General features: G+C 37.2%; 6 protein-coding genes. All 6 read right to left on the bottom strand.

The annotated features are described in order from the left end of the window. Positions 1 to 46 precede the first annotated feature (46 nt). The 6 genes from QP953_RS17065 to QP953_RS17040 all read right to left on the bottom strand — a co-directional run bounded on the left by QP953_RS17065 (position 47) and on the right by QP953_RS17040 (position 22,512). Positions 47 to 6,433 (bottom strand): alpha-2-macroglobulin family protein, encoded by a 6,387-nt coding sequence (locus tag QP953_RS17065; protein WP_309552017.1) that lies wholly within the window; start codon positions 6,431 to 6,433, stop codon positions 47 to 49. Positions 6,434 to 6,528: 95 nt separating this feature from the next. Then, the gene (locus QP953_RS17060) at positions 6,529 to 12,693 is read right to left on the bottom strand and encodes an alpha-2-macroglobulin family protein (protein WP_309552015.1); all 6,165 of its coding nucleotides are present in this window, start codon (positions 12,691 to 12,693) and stop codon (positions 6,529 to 6,531) included. Between the two features lie 108 nt (positions 12,694 to 12,801). After that, positions 12,802 to 18,954: an alpha-2-macroglobulin family protein gene (locus QP953_RS17055; RefSeq protein ID WP_309552014.1), complete on the bottom strand. Its 6,153-nt coding sequence runs from the start codon at positions 18,952 to 18,954 to the stop codon at positions 12,802 to 12,804. Positions 18,955 to 19,023: 69 nt separating this feature from the next. Further along, positions 19,024 to 19,578, bottom strand: coding sequence for a hypothetical protein (locus QP953_RS17050; RefSeq protein WP_309552012.1), 555 nt, complete (start codon positions 19,576 to 19,578; stop codon positions 19,024 to 19,026). A gap of 17 nt (positions 19,579 to 19,595) precedes the next feature. After that, complete coding sequence (locus tag QP953_RS17045; protein WP_309552010.1) at positions 19,596 to 20,054, bottom strand: hypothetical protein; 459 nt, start codon at positions 20,052 to 20,054, stop codon at positions 19,596 to 19,598. A gap of 121 nt (positions 20,055 to 20,175) precedes the next feature. Beyond that, positions 20,176 to 22,512 (bottom strand): choice-of-anchor B family protein, encoded by a 2,337-nt coding sequence (locus QP953_RS17040; RefSeq protein ID WP_309552008.1) that lies wholly within the window; start codon positions 22,510 to 22,512, stop codon positions 20,176 to 20,178. Positions 22,513 to 22,641 lie beyond the last annotated feature (129 nt).

Here is a 22,641-nt window from a genome sequence, read left to right as displayed (position 1 = left end):
TTGATAATATTCGTCAGTCAAGCATTCAATAGTAATATTGTAAGCACTACTTTATAATCACATCTATCGCTTCAGAATGTGCCGTAAACTCTGGCGCATACATAGATTGAATTGTTGTAATCCCATTAGAAAATTGCCCCTTGTGGACGGCACGAAGGGTATATTCAAAAGTATATGCTCCTTTCTTTAACTCTCTAAAAAAGAAATTGCTAGAGGCATCTTTGGTCATTTGATAATAGCCTATGCCATTCTGATAATGATAACGACTGAGAACATTGGTCGGTTCAAAACCGGCTGCACGCATATCTTTTAGGTGTAAATATTCCATCGTTTGCCCTACTTCCAACTCAATTTTTACCAAAATCAAATCTCCTGGTTTTATGTCTGTTGTTTGAATTGGTGTGTGAACAACACCTGTTGTACTTGGCGTTTGCAAGAACAGCTCTTTTTTTATCTTTAGAGGTGTTTCTTGAAAAGTGTGGATGTTTTCAAATTGCTCAAAGTATTGCCAATAAGCAGCACCCAAAGCAGGCGTATTATTTTTATTGGTAATGCTTATGATTGCCATGTCTTTGTTGATCGAGTCAGAAGGCCAAGTTTTTTGAAAATAACCTGTTCCTAATTCTTGATCCATAGTTGTGGACGAAAAGGATTCTTTTCCAATTTGAATGTCCAAACCAATTGAATGGTCTAACCAATTGTTGCCAGACATCAGCAAAGCGTAACAAGCGGTAGTAGTCGCTTTTGTACTAGCCCAAGCAGTTCCTTTTTTCTGGCGCAATAACCAAAGCTTTAGTAAGTAGACAGCAGCATCGTCTTTGGCTACTTCTTCAAATAGCTCAATCATAATGGCTTGCGTTTCTATTGGCAATTGATGCGAATAAAATCCCCATGGTTGCGTCCAATACATCCCTTGTGTTGAATCTATAATAGCTTGATTTTTTAAGCTGTCGGCAATCATTTGCGCATATTTACTTTGAGGACGGATGCGATGAGCAGCCAAAGCCAGTAAGCCTTGTTGATAAATAGATTTATTGCGCCAATGCAACTTAGCTTGTTCCAAATAGTACTGAATGCTTTGAGCCAAAGCAGAGTCTTTTTGAATACTTGTAGCATCCCAAAAGAAACTTTTTGTATATAAATATTGAATGGCAGAAGGACTCAGATTATCTTCCAAGCGCATGGCATCAGAATCTGGTTTAACTTGTTTGTTGTTTTGATAATAATGTGCTAACTGCTGGTACTGTTGGATGATTTGTTGGTCTGTATAATCCAATGCTTTTTTCAGCATTTGTTGAATCGCTTTGTTTTTAGACCATGCATTAGCACCCAATTGTTCTAATTTTGCCAACCCACTAAGAATATACTGTGTTATAAATGGACTGGAATGCCCTCCCTTAAACCAAGAAAAACCACCATCTTCCGATTGACGTTCTAGCAATTGGTGGCGGACTTTTTGAAATTCTTTAGCCATACGACTTAGTTTTAACAGCTGCCCCAAGTGTTTTTGTCGCTCAGCACTTGAATTCGATTGGAGCACCCAAGGCGTTTCTTCTAGTAAAATCGATTTCAAAGTGGGATTATTCAGCAATTTATCCAAACTAGAACTAGGAACATCTTTTGCTGCCCAAGTTTCAAATAGTTTTTCGAGTTTAGGGTTTTCAGTAATAATTTTCGTAGCCAAACTATTCGCATAAAACCTTGAAAACAATTGTTCTGAACACTCATAAGGATATTCTATCAAATAAGGTAATGATAAAAGAGCTTCCCAAGCAGGGTTTGTGCTCATCTCTAAAGTAAATCGGTGTTGTTGTAAGGTAGTAGAAGCGTTGTGCTTCAAACCTTTAAAGACAACGTTTTGTTTTTGCTGTCCATGCGCCAAAATCGGCAAACTTTCCAAAACCAAGGTTTTATTACTAATAACAGGCAACTGATTTTGTTCGCCATCTGAAAAATTATCAGCCTTTGCAATTATCTTATACAAAACAGGGTTAGTCCAGTCCTGCGGAACTTTTAAGGTCCAGTGAACTTTGGTAACAGCTTCTTGTTTTAAATCAAATGATTGAATGGTATTGATATGCTCAAACTGGACATCAATAGGAGCATTGGTCAGCGCATCAAAAAGCTGTAACGTCACTTTTCCTGCTAGTGGCTCTTGGCTTAGATTAGCAACTTTGGTGCTGATGTCAACCATATCCCCTTGACGCAGAAAACGGGGCGTGTTAGGCATGACCATTAACTTTTTTTTTGTGACCAGTTCTTTGTGACTAAGGGTAGTTTTTAAGTCTTTTGTATGCGCCAAGAGCCTGAATTTCCAGCTTGAAAGCGCCTCACTCATCTTAAATTTAATGCTAATACTACCTGTACTATCTGTATTTAGATGCGGGTAGAAGAAAACAGATTCTTTTAAGTCGGAGCGTATTTTGACGTTGTTGAAGTTAGCAGACAAACTGTTTCGAGTTGCACCTCCTACATTATTGCTAGGAGAGAGCAATATAGCATCATTGGGATCACCATACTCGACGGGAATTCCTCCATAATCGTAAAGGTTAAAATCCATATCATTGACAACGCTTAGGCATGGAATACCATCTACGAGTATATAACTTTCCTGTCGCTCCATAGTAGCGATTTCCTTTTCCGCCAATTCCAAAACAGGAATAATAATATTTCGACCATGGGCATCAACAGGATAATAAGGCAAAGAATTAGGCTCTAAATCTTGTTCATTCGGAATGCCATCACCATCTGCGTCCTTCGGCGTTGGAGGATGAGCATACCAAAATTGATTGAATTTTAGAAAAGAAGCAGTTGCATTGATATTGGGATCAACAATGGCGTAGGATTTGAGCGTAGGAAGCTGCCAGTTGGGCGATTGAGATACCTTAAATGTTCTTTGTTTGATATTATCTTTGCTAGACCAATCCTCTAAACTTCTGTAATAAGAATTTTGATACACATCGAAATGCCAAGAATGGCTTGTTAGATAATCTAAGGAACTATCGTACATAGAAGCTAGTATTTCACTGGCAACCGCCTCTCCATTAGGGCTAGTTATTTTTATAGTCCATTCTTCTTCTTGGCCAGGTAGTAAATTGTCTCTAAAGGACAAATATTCTATGGTTAAATCTTTATTGCTCCAAGGTACCTGAATGTAATTTTCAAAATCATGAAAACGATTATTATAAATAGACAGCAATCGGTAGTGCAAATTACCTCGATGTTTCTCATTAAGTACAATAGGAACTTTTTGATAGGCTTGAGGTTGTAACCAACGGTATTCGTGTACTTTTTCATAGTTCTCTAGTTCTAGCAGAATATGGGCATCGTCAAAGTAAGAACCAACCTCCAGTAGAACGATATCTTGGGGTTCTCCAGTCAAAAAACTATCTTTATTATAATGCAATAAAGCAACATTGTAAGTAGGAGAAGGGAAGGTATCTTGTAGGTTAAAATAACGAATCTCTTCTTGAGCTAAGACAAGGCTGCTGTCTTGATAAATAAAGCGAATGCGATAAAAGCCCTTCGCCCAATTTAAGGTATTCAGTTGCCATTCTTTGGATGCCGCATGGACTTGGTCTTTATAAATAGTATCCAATACGACCCAATTGGCTTTGTGGCGTTGGTTGTCATAAGCTTCGTAGAGAGGGAAATCTTTCTCAAATGCTGCGACAGTAGTGATCGTTGTATCAGGGATACTCCACAGCCTATTGATATAAGGATGCTTGGGAGTACTTAATTGCTCTATAATTAAATAAGTTTGAATTGAAACAGGCTGCTTAGAAGTAGAAGAACCTTGTTGTTTAGTGGCTTTGTAGTTGGCTATAGTTGAAGTCGAATGACGAACAATATTGGATTCATGGGCAAAAACAACATCTATAGAAGAATCATTTGAAGTTGAAAGGAAATAGTTGAGATTTTTTTGTGAAGTGTGCGTGGAACATTCAATGGTTTCGCCAGTTAAATCTACGATTGTCCCATGAAACGAATAATCACTTTGATAGATCAAGGAATCTTTCTCCTTGTCAATTAGCAATCGAACATAAAAGTTGCCCTTAGCATCAATCAAAGCAGTAGCTACTTTTAACGTATCTTGATATTCTTTTAGAATAGAATACTGAATTTTTGCATCCATCAAAGGCATTCCAGAAAAAGTTTTAGCTGTTCCGACTACAACCAAAGTATCCCTATATTCACCAAGTACAACAAAGCTCTCAACTTTTGTTTGCAGTGTTGGTTTTTTGTATTCTTCAACATCGAAATAAACCTTATTCCTGCTCAAAGAGTCCTGCAGATGCATTTCCCCCAATAAAATACTATTCGGTATTCTAAATTGACCGCTATAAGCGCCATATTCATTGGTGGTAATGATTTGACTGGCTATTTTTTGTTGATTAGCATCATAGAAATGGATGGTTGTTTTTTGGCGGGGTAGAATATCACTAGTGCCATCGGTGTTAAACTGAGTAAGAATGCCTTTGTATTGAATGTTTTGTCCCGGTCGATAAATAGGTTTGTCTGTAAAGAGGTAGGTTTTTTTACCTTTTTTTAGGCGACTGTAGTCATTGTATCTTAGCTGATGATCGTCTAGCCACAATTGGTCTTTGCCTTTTTTAATTCGAATGGAGTAAGGTTTTGTACGGTTTAAATGAGTCGTTAGATGCCCTTGGTTGTTGCTGTATTGGGTGTCAATTTTTTTCCAATCTTTATCTAAAAACTGAACTTTTGCTTGCTCAATAGGCGCGCCATTTTTTCGATTAACAATAAAAAACTCATTAATAGACTGTCCTTTTTGAGGGCGTGCTCTAGCGATAAATGCCAAATCAGAAACTTGGAAATAAGCATAAACCAATCCATTTTTTTGATAAGAAAAATCAGCTTTGTGAGACATAATAAGTAGATAAGCACCAGCTTTTTGAGCAGGAACCTTTATTTCAATAGAATGGTTTTTGAAATCATTTGACAACGGAATTTGCTCTTCCCAAGTATGACTATAATGAGATGCTATTTTAGCAATATAGGCACTCCAAATGGAATCGCGGGTTGTTGGTTTTGCTAATAAATCTAACTGGGCTTTTTCCTTGTAATAATGGTCAGGTAAAGGCAATAATTTGCAATAGACTTTGTCAATATTTTTGCTCGTAACTTTAACTAAAATATTTTGTTGAGTTGGAGTCACTGCCTCTATGGACAGACTTAATTCTTTTTGTAGAATCTGATTCAACAGTGCTTGGCAATTTTTTGCTCCAACGGAGTTAGGAAAGCGCTGAATGGCTGCTTGACAGATATCGTGCGCCTTTTTTATATTCCAGCGATTATTATAAATACTGTTTCTAAATTGAGGGTAATGATAACCATAAGGATTAAATAAGTCTTTGGCAACTTCATAACTAATCATGGTACCCATAGGAACATCTGCGTATGTTTGTTCCATTTCTAGCAAGCGAGTTAGGTAATAGCTGTTGTGTTTTTTTATTCCTTCATAATTATAATTTAATCCAAAGACCATTCGCTCCAAGTCAAATTTGGCAAGTAGATTGCGTTGGTTGTGCTTCAAATAATGGCGTAGAAGCACTTGGTATAATTTATAGATTTGAATTCTTTTAGCATGCTCATCAGCAACCGTAAAATCAAACTGAACAAAATCTTCTACACGAACGAATGCTAGAGAGTCACGAAAAGGATAGTGTTTTTTTGTCTTTTTATAGGTTGTATATGTCGATTGATGGGTAAGGTAATCAATCGCATTATCAACCAGTAAATCATAGAGCGAGTAGTTGGGAAGCGTATTGGTTATGGTGTCAAGCCCTAGCAAAACTACATAATCATGTGCCCAAACATTTTTGGGTGCTGTTGATGCTATAGCGGACAATAGGTAACGGCTGGTTTCTTCTTGATAAAGACGCAGCATATTATCAATAGAATCTTGCACAGGATCAGGATCAGAATCTAGGGTATAGTTGCCTGTTGCATTCCAAATAACCCTTCTAACTTTAGGGCGGATATTATTACAAACATAAAAATCACGTTGATACTTGATCAATAAATCTGCTAGATGAGCATAAAGTAAGGCATTAACAATAGAGTCTTTGCTTTGGTCTATTTGGGCGAGTAATTTAGGTTTTAAAGCATCAATTACCGTTAAATAACAAAGGTGCTTTCTATGGCTACTATCTTGGAGTCCTAACTCTAGTTCTACTTCATATTTACTTCTGAACAAAAATGCTTTTACATAATGAGCTCTAGCACTTAAATCAATTGTATCGTGTCGAGATTGTTCCATTAATTGATTTAATAAAGGAATAGCAGGTTTTAAATCTCTATAATGTTCCAAAGAATCAATCTTAGCCCATTGCTGAGTGTAAGAGTTGGTTTGTGCAAAAGAGGCGTTTAGAAAGGATAGCAAAAATAACGTAACGATTAAAGGTTTCATAGGTAAAAGTTTAGGATGCTATTTATAATAATATTGAAGCACTGGAAAGTGTTTCTCCAGTGCTTCTAATTGATCTTATTGTTGTTAGTTTACTTTTACTCAACAGAGACTCGAACGCCCTCAGAGTGAGCCGTAAATTCAGGGGCATACATACATTGAATGGTGGTAATTCCATTGGAGAAATTACCTTTGTGATTGACTCGCAAAGGATATTCAAAGACATAAGTACCTTTAGATAAATAACTAAAGAAGAAGTTGGTCGAAGCATCTCTAGTACTTTCGTAATAGCCCAAACCTCCTTGGTATTTATACTGACTCAAGACATTGGTTGGTTCTAAACCGGCTGCTCTCATATCCTTCATGTGAACATATTCCATATCTCGATCAACCATCAATTCAATGCGAACTTTAATCAAGTCTCCAGGTTCTAAGGTTTGGCTATCAATAGGTTTTAAGACAGGACCTCGATCGGTGTTAATTTGTTTGAACAGTTTCTTATTCAACTTCAAAGGTGTTTCTTTGAAATGCGTAATCTTGTCTAAATTCTCGAAGTATTGCCAGTACAAAGCTCCCCAAGCCACGACATTGTTTGGATTTTTGACCTTGATGTTTGCCATATCGTTGGTAATTTCATCTGCTTTCCAAGAAGTTTTAAAATACCCCGTTCCTGCTTCTTTCTTGATTTGAGATTGATCCAATTTTTTGTTGCCCAAAGTAATTTCAATTTCTTGGTCGTCCATCAACCAATTATCACCCGACATGAGCAACGCATAACAAGCGGCGGCAGTAGCTTTGGTCGTTTTCCAATGAGTTGTCTGCTTGGCTTTTAGCAACCAAACTTTCAAATCTTCTACCGCCTTAGCATCTTTAGCTACAACATCAAAGACCTCAATCATCAAGGCATGGGTTTCGATGGGCAGTTGATACCAAAAGTAACCCGATGGATACTTCCAATACATGCCCATTTCATCGCTATTCAAGGCATTTTCTTTGGCAGCTGCAACAATCTTTTGAGGCGTTTCTAAGTCGGTTCCTTTTCTGTGGAAACCTAAGGCTAACAGTCCTTGCATATACATGGACTTATTTCTCCAATATTTTAGAGCTTGCCCTTCGTAGTACTGGATGGCTTCTAAAGTAGTTTTATTGGTAATTTTTTGCTCTAAAAAGAAGGTTCTAGCATAAAAATAATGAATGACCATTTGTCCTAGATGATCTTGCTCTAAGTACTCTTTTTCATTCTTGCTTCGTTTTGCCCATTTGAGCAATTCTTTGTACTGTCGAGCTAGCTCCACATCAATGTAGTCAACGGCACGTTGAATCATTTTTGCCATCTTAGGATCAGATTGAATATCCTTAACCCCCAACTTATCTAGATGTCCCATGCCTTCTACAATATATTGGGTGATGTACCAGCTATCTCGACCACCAGGCATCCAACTAAAGCCACCGTTTGCCAATTGACGATCCGCCATTTTGTCCCTAGCTTTTGTCAATTCATTCGCCATACGATTAAGATCAAAAAGCACCCCAATATTTTTCTTTTGAGTCGCTTCACTTTGCGCTGCCAAAACCCAAGGCGTTTCTTCTAATAAAGCATATTTAAGTTCCTCATTTTTAGCCAAATTACTTTTTAAAGCATCGGTATCAATATTTTTCCATTGATCAAAAACTCGTTTCACCTTGGGATGCGCATTGGCAACATCAGAAGCCAAACTGTTGGCATAATAACGAGAGAAAATTTGTTCGGTACACTCATAAGGATATTCCATCAAATAAGGCAAAGATTGAATGGCATACCAAGCAGGGTTTTGCGTGAATTCTAAGGTCAGTTGATGGTGTTGGAGCGTTTTTGATTGACTGACTTGAGCCATTCTATCAAAGGTGAATTTTTTAGTTTGTTTTCCTCGAACAGGGAGCGGTTGTGTTTCGGTGACCAACATGCGATTGGTCAGCACAGGAATAGCAGCTTCTTCGCCATCGGAGAAATCACCCGCTTTAGCAACGACTCGATGCGTAACAGGTGTGTTCCAACCATCAGGAATGTTGAGTTTCCAAGCCAAAGGAGCAGATTGCCCTGCCTTTGCATCAAAAGAAAGCGTAGCTTGAGTATTACCAAAAGCAGCATCAATAGGTTGCATGCTAATCGCATCAAAGAGTTGTAATTGAGCCTTACCCTTCATGGCTTTTTCAGTCAAGTTGCTGACCTTAGCTGTAAAGTAAATTTCATCATTTTCTCTAAAGAATCGAGGGGCATTGGGAACAACCATCAAGTCTTTTTGAGTGACGACAGATTTGGTGTCAGAGACAAAAGCCAACTCCTTGGTATGCCCAAAAAGCATGAATTTCCATTTGGTTAAGGCTTCGTTCATCGTGAATTTAATGATGATATTTCCATCTTTATCGGTCATTAAATCAGGATAAAAGAAAACAGTTTCATTTAAGTTGGTACGAACGTTTATATTTCCAAAATCTTCTTCAGGAGCCTGCTCTGGTGCTTCAGGCTTAGCTGTAATTTGGTCGTTAGAAACGACTGTTTTATCTTGTTCTGCATTCATAAAACCATCTGCTTCGACTTCTTCCATTTCTACAGAACTGTCCATGATAGGAGCGCCCAATTTTGAACCTTCTTTTTTGGATCTCATGCGTCCTTTAGGACTGGCACTTTTATAAACCCGATTGCCACGAGAATAATCATATTCATAGAAAGAAAAACCATTCCAATCCAGTGTAGGGTAGGTTCTAGATGCACCCGATTTGTAGGTATTCCAGTCATGTTGTAGCAAGGCAGAACCCACCATAGTAAACGAATTATAACCTTGTAAACTTAAACTCCTGTAGGAACTAGGATGAATATTGAAGTACCAAGAATTAGCACTAAAAGCATCTAAGGAGGCATCATACATACTCGCTAGAAATTCGGCGGCAACTTTATCTCCTTTATGACCAGAAATTTTAATCTTCCATTCTTCTTTTTGACCAGGATATAGTTTGTCACGGAATGTAGCGTATTCAACTTTTAAATCTTTGTTGCTCCAAGGAACATAAATCGTTCCTCCAGAGCTGTAAAAACGACCATCTTGAATGCTTGTTAGATGAAAATGTAGGTTGCCACGATGTTTTTCTTCTATTGAAAGACTACGAATGATTCTTCCTTTGGGTTGAATCCATTCTCGATGTATAATTTGATGATCATGTTCTATCTCATACAATACATAAGCAGCCTTTTCGTAAGTGCCAAAATCTATATTGATACTAGTGTCTGGTTCAGCAGTAAAAGAACTTTGAGCGAGAAACAAAGCATTGTTGAGCGGTGTTTTTTTAGCTTTATTGCTATACAATGTAAAAAACTTTCGAATCTCAATCGGAGCACCGTATTTATCTTTAGTTTTAAGCGTAACTCTATAACGTCCTTGTTTCCAATTGTTGACGTTTTTTAGCTCTAATTTTTTTGATTGTTTCGTATCAAAAGAAGTCCTTAAAACTTCTTTAGAGACCGACCAGTTGTTGGGCTCGTCCTCATTTTTGAAAGCATACAAAGGAAACTTTTTCTTAAAGCTTTCTTTGTCCATGTTTTCATAGTCAGGTTTAGACCACAAACGATTCTTGTAAATAATATTGGGTGTTTTCAATTGTTCAATGACAATTTCTCCTTGTGCTGCTTCAAATTGATAGTTAAGGTTTTGTGTGTTAATGCCAAAAGAAGACGTGTTTTCTCTGTTGACATTTTCGGGGATAGACAAACTAACATCCAAAGCAATATAACCTACTCGAACGGTAGATTGTGTCGTATGTGTCTCTCCTGTAATGTCGGTTACAGTAGCATGTACGGTATATTGAAATTCAGGATTTTTATCTTTTGGAATAGAGCGATCTGCTATTGCTTCAAAAGCAATTTCATATTCTCCTTTTTCATTGGTTGTTGTTTCTCCAAAAGTGATCTCTTGTTGTTCTCTATTAAACGGAATGTACCAACCCCAACGCCAATTCCAATAAGGAAAACGAGCTTGGCGAACCACACGATATTGCACTTTGGCACCATCAATATTATTACCTGCATAGGCTTTGGCGTGCCCTTGAACATGAACCGTATCGCCAATTTTGTAGGACTCCTTGATGGGCAGAGCAACGACTTCAAACTTAGGGCGCTTGTATTCTTCAACTCTAAAATACTTTGTACTGTGGCTATGACTATCTTCCAAGTACATTTGACCCAACAAGCCACCTTTAGGAGCAGTGAATGAGCCACTAAAAGAACCATATTCATTGGTGGTTACCGTTACATCGGCTACTTTTTGTCGGTTGGCATCGTAAAAGGTAATGATTCGTTGTTGATTGGGGACAATTTTTTGATCTTTGCCATCTGTCATATGACTCAAGACCAAGCCCTTGAAGTAGACCAATTGTCCTGGGCGATAAATTGCTCTATCCAAAAAGAAATGTGTTGTCTGTTTTTGATAAGGAGCATTAGGATCATGGTTGTAGTAAGAGTCGTCGAGAAATAAAACATCCTCTTTTTGGGATAATTTAATGAAATAAGAACTTTGGTAATAACCATTTTTAGTTTGTAATCCTTGACTATTAATTAAACCATTTTTATCACTATCAGTCGTGTGTGCACGAATGGTTTCGTAACGTCTTAAAAGGCTATTGTATTTGGATACATAAAATTCTGCACGAACGCCTTCTAAAGGCATACCTGTTGTTCTATTCGTTACATAAAAACTATAATTTCCGTCATTTTGACGCGCTACAAGACTCATATTAGATACAAAGAAAGAACTATAGGCAATGCCATTTTCTTTGTAGGAAAAATCTTCATCCGCAGAGACTGCAATAATATAACGACCATTAGGTAGTTTGGGAATTTCAAACTCAATGGTGTGATTTTGATAATCCCCCTCATCTTTAATCTCCAAAGACCATTGGTAAGTGCTGGATAATTTGCGCAAATATGCAGCGCGTTTTTCGCCATACTTTTCATTCAAAGTAGTGTGTTGAGCTTTTGTAATCGGAATGGCTCTAAAGTATACTTTTTGTAGATTTTTGTAACTTAACAGAGCTAAGATAGGGGCATCAATCGCATTAATCTTTTCTACATCCAGAGACATATTCTTCTGCTGAATACTGCTGATTAGAGCTTCGCAGTGAGAAGCACCGTAAGACTTGGGGTATTGCTCTATTGCTTTTTGGCAAATTTCGTATGCTTTTTTGATATCCCAACGATATTGCTCGGTTGGAGAAGGTTGGTATTTTTGTCCTTGATTATAATAATAAGTAGCAATTTGAAAAGCAATTTCAGCGGCAACTTCTTGTTTTTTGTACTGTTGATGAAGTGCTTCTAAACGATCTAAATAAAGTAAGTTTTTATCATTTAAAATAGATTTGTTTAAAACATAACGCAATCGTCTAAGTTCTAAATCAATATAAGCTTTGGGGTCTTTGTCATCAACATGAAAGGCTAATGCTTCTTGATACAAACGCAAGGTTTGAAATTCCGAGGCAAGGCTATCTTTAGCTTTTAGTGTTGTATTAATAAAACTTGACCCATCGGCAAAATGTACTTTAGAATCCAAATAAAACTTAAAGGCAGGTTTCGTTAAATAGTATTTCTCAGACTCAAAAAAATCAAGGGCGCGATGAACAAGAAAATCATAGAGCGTTGGGCGTAGTCCCTCTACATTAAAAGAACTGTAGGTGATGGCTTCAAAATCTTTTATAGCCAACGTTTTGGTCTCATCATAAGTGATGCTTTGGTGGTACAATTCAAAGCATTTTTCTGTAATCCTAGCAACATCCCAAGTCCGAATATCTTCTTGTTTAAAATCTGCTGTTTTGGTTCGGTTTTGAAACTTGTACAAATGTTGGTTGAGATAACGGTCGTACATTTCAGCTACCATCGATAACAAAATAGGCTTGATTGGAGCTGTGGCTGTTTTTGCTTCTTCTTGAAAACGATAAATGGCTTTGATCAAACCATCTTCTTCTAAGCGTGCCTGATATTTATTAATAAATAAAAGGGCTTTGATTAACTGCGCCGTTTGGGCAGGATTTTCAGCGTCTTTTTTAATTTGAGTATAGAGCTTTTGAGTTTCTTCTAGTGCAGACTTGGTCAAACCATCATACTCTAATTTGTTGATGGCTTCCCAAGCTTTGGGATAATTATTCATTGTTGTCTTATTTGGTTTTTGTGCAAATAGGTTGATAGATAATGCAACCGTTATAAAGGCACAGATAATTCCCCAATATTTATTTTTTTGCATAATGTTTATTTTTAAGTTTAGGTATTGGGTCGTGTGATTTTGATATTTTAATTGATTAGGCAATTTGAAAACGATATTCCAAATTGCCTAATAGAAATAGCCTTACTTTTACTCAACAGAGACTCGAACGCCCTCAGAGTGAGCCGTAAATTCAGGGGCATACATACATTGAATGGTGGTGATTCCATTGGAGAAATCACCTTTGTGATTGACTCGCAAAGGATATTCAAAGACATAAGTACCTTTAGATAAATAACTAAAGAAGAAGTTGGTCGAAGCATCTCTAGTACTTTCGTAATAGCCCAAACCTCCTTGGTATTTATACTGACTCAAGACATTGGTTGGTTCTAAACCGGCTGCTCTCATATCCTTCATGTGAACATATTCCATATCTCGATCAACCATCAATTCAATGCGAACTTTAATCAAGTCTCCAGGTTCTAAGGTTTGGCTATCAATAGGTTTTAAGACAGGACCTCGATCGGTGTTAATTTGTTTGAACAGTTTCTTATTCAACTTCAAAGGTGTTTCTTTGAAATGCGTAATCTTGTCTAAATTCTCGAAGTATTGCCAGTACAAAGCTCCCCAAGCCACGACATTGTTTGGATTTTTGACCTTGATGTTTGCCATATCGTTGGTAATCTCATCTGCTTTCCAAGAAGTTTTAAAATACCCCGTTCCTGCTTCTTTCTTGATTTGAGATTGATCCAATTTTTTGTTGCCCAAAGTAATTTCAATTTCTTGGTCGTCCATCAACCAATTGTCACCGGACATGAGCAACGCATAACAAGCGGCGGCAGTAGCTTTGGTCGTTTTCCAATGAGTTGTCTGCTTGGCTTTTAGCAACCAAACTTTCAAATCTTCTACTGCCTTAGCATCTTTAGCCACAACATCAAAGACCTCAATCATCAAGGCATGGGTTTCGATGGGTAGTTGATACCAAAAGTAACCCGATGGATACTTCCAATACATGCCCATTTCATCGCTATTCAAGGCATTTTCTTTGGCAGCTGCAACAATTTTTTGAGGCGTTTCTAAGTCGGTTCCTTTTCTGTGGAAACCTAAGGCTAACAGTCCTTGCATGTACATGGACTTATTTCTCCAATATTTTAGAGCTTGCCCTTCGTAGTACTGGATGGCTTCTAAAGTAGTTTTATTGGTAATTTTTTGCTCTAAAAAGAAGGTTCTAGCATAAAAATAATGAATGACCATTTGTCCTAGATGATCTTGCTCTAAGTACTCTTTTTCATTCTTGCTTCGTTTTGCCCATTTGAGCAATTCTTTGTACTGTCGAGCTAGCTCCACATCAATGTAGTCAACGGCACGTTGAATCATTTTTGCCATCTTAGGATCAGATTGAATATCCTTAACCCCCAACTTATCTAGATGTCCCATGCCTTCTACAATATATTGGGTGATGTACCAGCTATCTCGACCACCAGGCATCCAACTAAAGCCACCGTTTGCCAATTGACGATCCGCCATTTTGTCCCTAGCTTTTGTCAATTCATTCGCCATACGATTAAGATCAAAAAGCACCCCAATATTTTTCTTTTGAGTCGCTTCACTTTGCGCTGCCAAAACCCAAGGCGTTTCTTCTAATAAAGCATATTTAAGTTCCTCATTTTTAGCCAAATTACTTTTTAAAGCATCGGTATCAATATTTTTCCATTGATCAAAAACTCGTTTCACCTTGGGATGCGCATTGGCAACATCAGAAGCCAAACTGTTGGCATAATAACGAGAGAAAATTTGTTCGGTACACTCATAAGGATATTCCATCAAATAAGGCAAAGATTGAATGGCATACCAAGCAGGGTTTTGCGTGAATTCTAAGGTCAGTTGATGGTGTTGGAGCGTTTTTGATTGACTGACTTGAGCCATTCTATCAAAGGTGAATTTTTTAGTTTGTTTTCCTCGAACAGGGAGCGGTTGTGTTTCGGTGACCAACATGCGATTGGTCAGCACAGGAATAGCAGCTTCTTCGCCATCGGAGAAATCACCCGCTTTAGCAACGACTCGATGCGTAACAGGTGTGTTCCAACCATCAGGAATGTTGAGTTTCCAAGCCAAAGGAGCAGATTGCCCTGCCTTTGCATCAAAAGAAAGCGTAGCTTGAGTATTACCAAAAGCAGCATCAATAGGTTGCATGCTAATCGCATCAAAGAGTTGTAATTGAGCCTTACCCTTCATGGCTTTTTCAGTCAAGTTGCTGACCTTAGCTGTAAAGTAAATTTCATCATTTTCTCTAAAGAATCGAGGGGCATTGGGAACAACCATCAAGTCTTTTTGAGTGACGACAGATTTGGTGTCAGAGACAAAAGCCAACTCCTTGGTATACCCAAAAAGCATGAATTTCCATTTGGTTAAGGCTTCGTTCATTGTGAATTTAATGATGATATTTCCATCTTTATCGGTCATTAAATCAGGATAAAAGAAAACAGTTTCATTTAAGTTGGTACGAACGTTTATATCTCCAAAATCTTCTTCAGGAGCCTGCTCTGGTGCTTGGGGCTTGTTCGTTGCTAATTGTTGTTCGTTGACACTAGAATCTTTAGGTCTAAAATCGGCAATGGTAGCAGAAGAAGGAGTTGGAGGGGCAGGAGCTCGATTCATAGACTTCTCTCTAATTCCACCAGATTGCACTTCTTCCACAACTTCAACATCTTCAGATTCAAATACCTCATCATAGCGGCCACCTCTAGCGTAGTCCCATTCATAAAAAGAAAATCCATTCCAATTAAATGTTTTGTAGGTTCTAGATTGACCATAACTGTATGCATTCCAGTTTGACCCTAATAAACTTGAGCCTACATAGTAGAAATTTTGATTTCCTTGAAGTGACATATTGCGATAACTTGTAGGGTGAATAGTCATGTTCCAAGAGTTAGGAGCAAAAGCATCTAAAGAGGCATCATACATACCTGCTAAAAATTCAGCCGCAACTTTATCTCCTTTATGACCTGAGATTTTAATTTTCCATTCTTCTTTTTGCCCAGGATATAACTTGTCACGGAATGTAGCGTATTCGACTTTTAAATCTTTATTGCTCCAAGGAACATAAATGGTTCCTCCCGAAGTATACAAACGATTGCTTTGTGTGCTTGTTAGGTGAAAGTGTAAATTGCCACGATGTTTTTCTTCTATAGCAATCTCAACTTTTGTTCTTCCTTTGGGTTGAATCCATTCTTTTTTTACAATTTGATTATCATGTTCTACCTCATATAAAACATAAGCAGCTTTGTTATGCGCACCAAAATCCAATGTTACCGTTTCCCCAGGTTCTTTCGTAAAAGAAGTTTGGGCTACAAATAAGGCATTATTGACAGGAGTTGTTTTTTCTTTAGAGCTATAAAGCGTAAAGAATCGAACCAATTCAATTGCTTTTCCGTATTTGTCTTGGGTTTTTAGAGTGACCTTATAAGCACCTTGCGTCCATTTTTGGATCTTTTTAAGGTCGAGTTCTTTGGATTTTTCTGTGTCAAAAGCTGTTTTTAAAACTTCTTTGGCAACGTTCCATTTTTGTTGCTCGTCCTCGTTTTTATAAGCATAATGAGGAAATTTCTCTTGGAATTTCTCTGCGGTTAAAATAGTATAATAATCAGGCTTAGCCCAAAAACGATTGCTATAAACAGTTTTAGGTGTTTGTAGCTGTTCGATGATAATAGAACCTTTAGCAGCTTCAAATTCGGCATTTAAATTTTTACTGTTAATGATAAATGCTTCGGCATTTTCTCTATCTACATTTTCAGGAATAGACAAACTAATATCTAAAGCAATATAACCAACTTTGACGGTTGTTTGCACCGTATGCGTTTCACCCGTAATATCGGTAACTGTAGCATAAACGGTGTAGTTAAATTGCGGGTTTTTATCTTTGGGAATAGAACGATCGGCTAAAGCCTTAAAGGTAATTTCATATTCTCCTTTTTCATTGGTAGTTGTTTCTCCAAAAGCAATTTCTTGAACCTCTTGATTGAATGGGATATACCATCCCCAACGCCAGTTCCAGTATGGAAAGTTAGCCTTTCTTACAACACGATATTGAACTTTGGCACCATCAATATTATTACCAGCATAAGCTTTGGCGTGCCCTTGAACTTTTACAGAATCATTTATTTTGAAAGATTCTTTTACGGGCAATGCAATGACTTCAAATTTAGGTCGTTTGTATTCTTCTACTCGAAAATACTTGTTGCTATTATTTTGGGTGTCTTCAATCCGCATCTGCCCTGTTAAACCACTCGAAGGAGCTGTGAAAGAACCATTAAAAGAGCCATAGTCGTTGGTCGTAACTTTTGCTTCGGCTATTTTTTGATAATTGGCATCATAAAAGACAATGGTACGGGCTTGGTTTGGAACAATTTTAGGATTTTTTCCATTCGTCATACGTTTTAAAACCAATCCTTTGAAATAGACAATTTGACCTGGTCTATAAATCGCTCTATCCAAAAAGAAGGTTGTAAATTCTTGTTCATAGGGTTCGCTATTATTATAATTATAATAAGAATCGTCTAAGAACAACTCGTCATCTTCGTGTGTAAGTTTAACAAAAAAAGAATTGTTATAATATGAATTTTTAGCTTTAAAGTTGGTGGTCTGAAAATAACCATTTTTATCACTTTGGGCATTGCCAGCTTTGACAGTTTCGTACCGACGCAACAAACTATTGTAGGTAGAAACATAAAACTCAGCTTTTACATCAGAAAGTGGCTTGCCAGTTACTCTATCTGTTAGATAAAATGTTTGTTTTCCATCTTCTGATCGAGTGCTAAAACTGATGTTAGAAACATGAAAAAGACTATAAGCAATGCCATTTTCTGAGTATGAAAAATCTTCATTGGCAGAGGCAGCAATGAGGTAACGTCCGTTTCTTAATTTGGGAATACTAAATTCAACGCTGTGTTGTTGATAATCCCCTTCATCCTTGAGTTCGTTAGACCATTTATAAGCACCTGAAAGATTTTTTAGATAGGTAGCCCTAGCCTTTCCGTATTTGCTATTAAAAGCATCGTATTGTGCCTTGGTAATTGGGATAGCTCTAAAATAGAGTTTAGAAAGGTTTTTGTAAGTAATCAGGCCTAAAGTGGGTTGATTGATAGGATTTACTTTTTCTACATTTAGTGAGATGCTTTTGCTTTTGATCGTTGCCATTAAGTTCTTGCAATGAGAAGCGCCGTAAGACGAAGGGAAAGCTTTTACCGCTTTTTCGCAAATTTCATATGCCTTTTTTATATCCCAACGATATTGCTCGGTTGGAGAAGGTTGGTATTTTTGCCCTTGACGATGATAATGCATGGCAATTTTATAGGCAATCTCTGTAGAAATTGCTTGATCTTTGTGTTTTTTAAACAAAGCTTCCAAACGTTCTATATACAATATCTCTTTGTCGTTTCGAATGGATTTATTTTTAACAAACTCTAGGCGTTTTAAGTCCAAATCAATTAAAGCTCTAGGGTTGTCCAAATGGAAAGCCAAGCCTTTTTGAAATAAAATGAGCGCTTGAAAATTAGCAGAAAGACTATCTTTGGCAGTTAAACTACGTTTAGAAAATTCAGCAGCACCAGCAAAATCTTCTTCTGAGTCTAAATAAAACTTATAAGCAGGTTTAGTTAAATAATATTTATCAGATTGATGAAAATCTAAGGCTCTGTGAAGTAGGAAATCATATAGAGTAGGTCGAAGTCCTTCTACATTGGCACCTTGTTGGGTAATCGCTGCAAAATTATCAATAGAAATATTTTTAGTGTCTTCAAATTGAACACTTGATTGATACAGTTCATAACACTTTTGGGTAATGCGGTCAATATCCCAAGTTCTAATGTCTTTGGGATCAAATTCTTCTGTTGCAGTTCGGTTTTGAAATTTATAAAGATGTTGATTTAAATAACGATCATACAATTCTGCAATCATAGATTGCAAAATGGGCTTGATAGGAGATTGTGCTTTTAGGGCTTCTTCTTCGAAGCGATAAATAGCTTTGACTAGACCATCTTCTTCTAATCGAGCTTGGTATTTATTAATAAAAAGAAGTGCCTTTATACTTTGTCCAGTTTGCGCTGAATTTTGGTCATCTCCTTGAATTTTTGTGTACAATTTTTGAGTAGCTTCTAAGGCAGACTTAGTTAGACCATCATATTCTAACTTATTGATTTCTGCCCATTCTTTGGTGTAGTTGTTGGTTTTGGTTTGTGCAATGCTATTCTGTTGCACAAAAAACAATAGAATACTGATAAGTATCCAGTTGAACATTTTTTGCATGATATGTTGGTTTGTTATGTTTGTTGGGAAAATTTGGATGCTTCTAATAAATGAATGATTCTAGGAGAACTATAGCTTATTCAAAAAGCCTGCAGCTTCGATTAAATGATATTTGTTATTCCAATAGATTACTTGAATATCATAGCCATAGGCTTGTTTGTCACCATTATCAATTCTAATTTGATAACTTTGTAACATAGCGGGAGAGTTTTCTGAATAGGGTTGTTCGTGGACGAATTCCAGACCAATGGTTTGAAAAGCAGCCTTATTAATTGTAATCTGATTGGGAAGTCCTGTGCTAAAAAAAGCATTGATACGTTGTTTTTGTGCCATTTGATCGATGCTGAAATTGCGCTTTCCTTCTTCTGTCATTAAATAGGCTTTGGTCTTGTTGGCGTCATCGCCTTCGGCATTTGTCAATAAATCAAAAATTAAGGCATTATTATCCAGTAATTTTAGCATTTTTTGTTCGTCATTATTCTTAATGCTTTCAATAATTTTATGCGATAGTTCGTCCATCGTGTCAAAGGCAATATAATTGTCCCCATTATAATTAGGGTCATTGCAAGCGATGAAAATAGAAAGAAAAAAGAGAATGAAATGTACTTTTAATGTGGTGGTCATTGGTGTTTTATCTATTTTTAAATTCGTTTTAATAAAAGCTCGTCTTTATTGTTTTGTATGATTTGAAACGTGCCCATTTTTTTGTTGCTAAATTGCTTAGGATCAGAACAGAAACCAGATTGTTGGGCAGACAATACAAATATCTCTACTGAATTGCCTTTGGTGGTATAAATACCGTTGGTTGAAGTAAAACAATCATTGCCACAAGATGCCCTGTAATAAGCTTGAAAGGTATTGTCCTCATTAAACTCAACAAAATATCCAAAGTGAAAGTTTGTAGAATTTAATGTATAATTATCAATTTCTATATCAAAAAAAGCAGGGGAATTTACTTGCCACTTGTTTACCAGTGAAATAGAGCTAGTTTTTGAGGAAGAGGTTTTTTCTAAATCTTTTGTTAGTACATTATAGTTGATCGAACCCAAGCTTATAAGCAGTGGGAAACTCAGTACTAATAAATAGAATTTACTTTTCATGGTTAATGCTCGTTGTATGGATTATTGAATATAATAAAAAAAGCCAAAAAGCACAAGGCCTTTTGACTTTATAGATGTCCATTCTATTCTTTTTGGTGTATAGAATTTTCTTAAGAAAGTTTTAATGTTTGACAACTTTTAAGGTTTGGTCTCCAATTCGAATGAAATAAATACCCGTTTCCCATGCCTGTCCTAGCAAAAGACGTCCTTTGGGTTGCTCAATAGTTTGTTGCTCAATTATCTGTCCTAATGAATTAATAACTTCTAGTGCGGCAGGGAGCTTTACTTGATCGTAAGTTAAGACGACGTTTTCTTGAAAAGGGTTAGGAGCAGTAGAAGCGATTGTTTGAGGAATTTCTACTTGCTGTATGGCAATATGATTGCCAGCAGAATCTACCACCATAAAATCATCTACCCAAATTCGTACTAGGCTATTGGTGCTTGGTGTAGAGTTGTAAGCTTTAAAAATTACTTCCATCGTATTGGTCAGCGAGACATGGTTCTTTAAGTAAATATCTGGAGAAGCTGTCCATGTAGCAGGGTTAATATTGCTAGAATGATTCATCACTTGAACCGTATCAATACCATTACTGACATATACTTCTAGTGTGCCAGCAGATTGGAATAGACTGTAAAAGTAATATTGGAAGTTCAGATAAGGATCTGTAGCTGTGCTCAAGTCCATTAGGGGAGAGTTGAAAATGGTTGTTCCAGAGTCCATCCAGACAATACTAGAAAGAAGAGTATCGGATGGATAATGACCTGTTGTAACGCACTTATTCCCTAAATCATCCGAATCTACATTAAGAAGTGGAAAGAATAGACCTGGAACGCTGTACAATTCTTGTCTTGTCCAATTTCCATTAGTAACGCTTCCTGATAAAGCCCAGCCTAAATCGAGTTCAAATTCATCTTTATAACCTTTATTGAGTTGTATGGTTGTTGATGTATTAGAATGGATACTTAAAGAATCTCTCTGAGTTTGATGTCCCCAATGTCCAACCCATAGTTCATAATCTGATTGGAGTAAGGCTTGTTGAAAATCTCCATTGGCATCGGTAAATCCCGTATAAATTGTATCAACGTTCAATCCTCTAACTTCTACAATGCTATTGGGAATAGGATGGCCACTTTTTTTATCTTCAACTTTTAGATTAAGTGTAACTCTGGGAGTCAAAGCTAGTTCTACATTTTCGAGGGTTAATTGTCCATTTTGTAATGTTGTTGTAATTGTTTTGGAAATGTATCCCAATTTGCTAAAAGTCACTTGATAGGTTCCTGGAACAACAGTCCCTGTTTTGTAAGCACCTGTAATATCCGAGTTGGTGGAAGGGACATTTCCAGTAATGCTAACTGATGTATTGTGCAATGGTGCTCCAGTAATCGAATCGGTGACAATTCCTTCTAGCCAACAAGCTCGAACATAATTAGGATTTAAAACATGCAAACCCGTTTGTCTATCTGAAACTAAAATATGACCAGAAGGCAAAAATGGATAAGCACCCCAAGCACCATCCAGCTCACTATTAGGAACCAATGGATAGGTATCGTAGCGAGCGACTTCAACCAAGTTATTAGGTCTGCTAGCATCCAAAATAATTAAACCGTCCGTATAATAAGAGACAACTAAATAGTTGTTGTGAACATGTACATTGTGGGGGACAACTCCTGGATTGGGGGTACGCCAACGATCGATTCGTTTGATATCGGATAAGTCCGATACGTCATAAGCATCTATCCAAGCACCTGCTTTTTCATCGGTAGTAAAAAGTGTCTGACCATCTTCAGATAACCATACATTGTGCGCAAAATCTCTAGACGTTCTTTGGGTTGCTAATAACTGAGGAGAACTCTTGTTACTCATATCAAATACGGTAAAAAATCCATCGTAGACATTAGCGGACCACAAGGTGTCATTTCGAACATATACATCATGCGAGTAGTAAAACGGAAATACATGTCCCATGTATGTAGGCGTGTCTGGATCTGGGTTTAAGTCATAATAAGCTGGAGAACCAGAACCAGAATCCCCCGCAAGATACAGATAACCTTGTTCGTCAATCCACAAATTATGAGCAGAGTAGGCAGGAAAATTTGTATGAAAATGGTGACTGACACTGTTGGGCAAATCTGAAAGGTCAACAATTAAAATTCCACCACCACCTTCGGTAACGGCATAGGCGCGAGAGCCATATGTTTTTACGTCTCGCCATATACTACTGTTGGCGTTGATATAACTAATTTCGACAGGATTGGCAGGGTCGGCCAAACTTACAATAGAAAGACCATCTAAGTCTCCCACCAAGGCATATTCTGTTCCTGATGAGTCTACATAGCCCCAAATATCATTTAATATGATACTGTAAGGTAGATTTCCTACTGGTGTAATGTTGTGATTCGGGATTTGAGCTTGTATGCTACCAACAAACAACAAGCATAATAAAGTAATTAAACGCATATTGTAGAGATTGAGAATAGCCCACTAAAGCTATAGTGATACAGTCAATTTAGAGTAGTAAGTGAACGTACATTGACTTTGAGTGGCTTAGTGGAGCGTTAAAATGAAAAAATGTGGGGTTTGACTTGT

This window comes from Aureispira sp. CCB-E, from assembly GCF_031326345.1.
Taxonomy (GTDB): domain Bacteria; phylum Bacteroidota; class Bacteroidia; order Chitinophagales; family Saprospiraceae; genus Aureispira.
Note: the sequence above shows the minus strand (reverse complement) of the source record. Positions and strands in the feature narration are given on the sequence as shown.

Coding starts and splice junctions, on each gene's coding strand:
- QP953_RS17065 (WP_309552017.1), bottom strand. CDS start 6,433: ATGAAACCTTTAATCGTTACGTTATTTTTGCTATCCTTTCTAAACGCC.
- QP953_RS17060 (WP_309552015.1), bottom strand. CDS start 12,693: ATGCAAAAAAATAAATATTGGGGAATTATCTGTGCCTTTATAACGGTT.
- QP953_RS17055 (WP_309552014.1), bottom strand. CDS start 18,954: ATGCAAAAAATGTTCAACTGGATACTTATCAGTATTCTATTGTTTTTT.
- QP953_RS17050 (WP_309552012.1), bottom strand. CDS start 19,578: ATGACCACCACATTAAAAGTACATTTCATTCTCTTTTTTCTTTCTATT.
- QP953_RS17045 (WP_309552010.1), bottom strand. CDS start 20,054: ATGAAAAGTAAATTCTATTTATTAGTACTGAGTTTCCCACTGCTTATA.
- QP953_RS17040 (WP_309552008.1), bottom strand. CDS start 22,512: ATGCGTTTAATTACTTTATTATGCTTGTTGTTTGTTGGTAGCATACAA.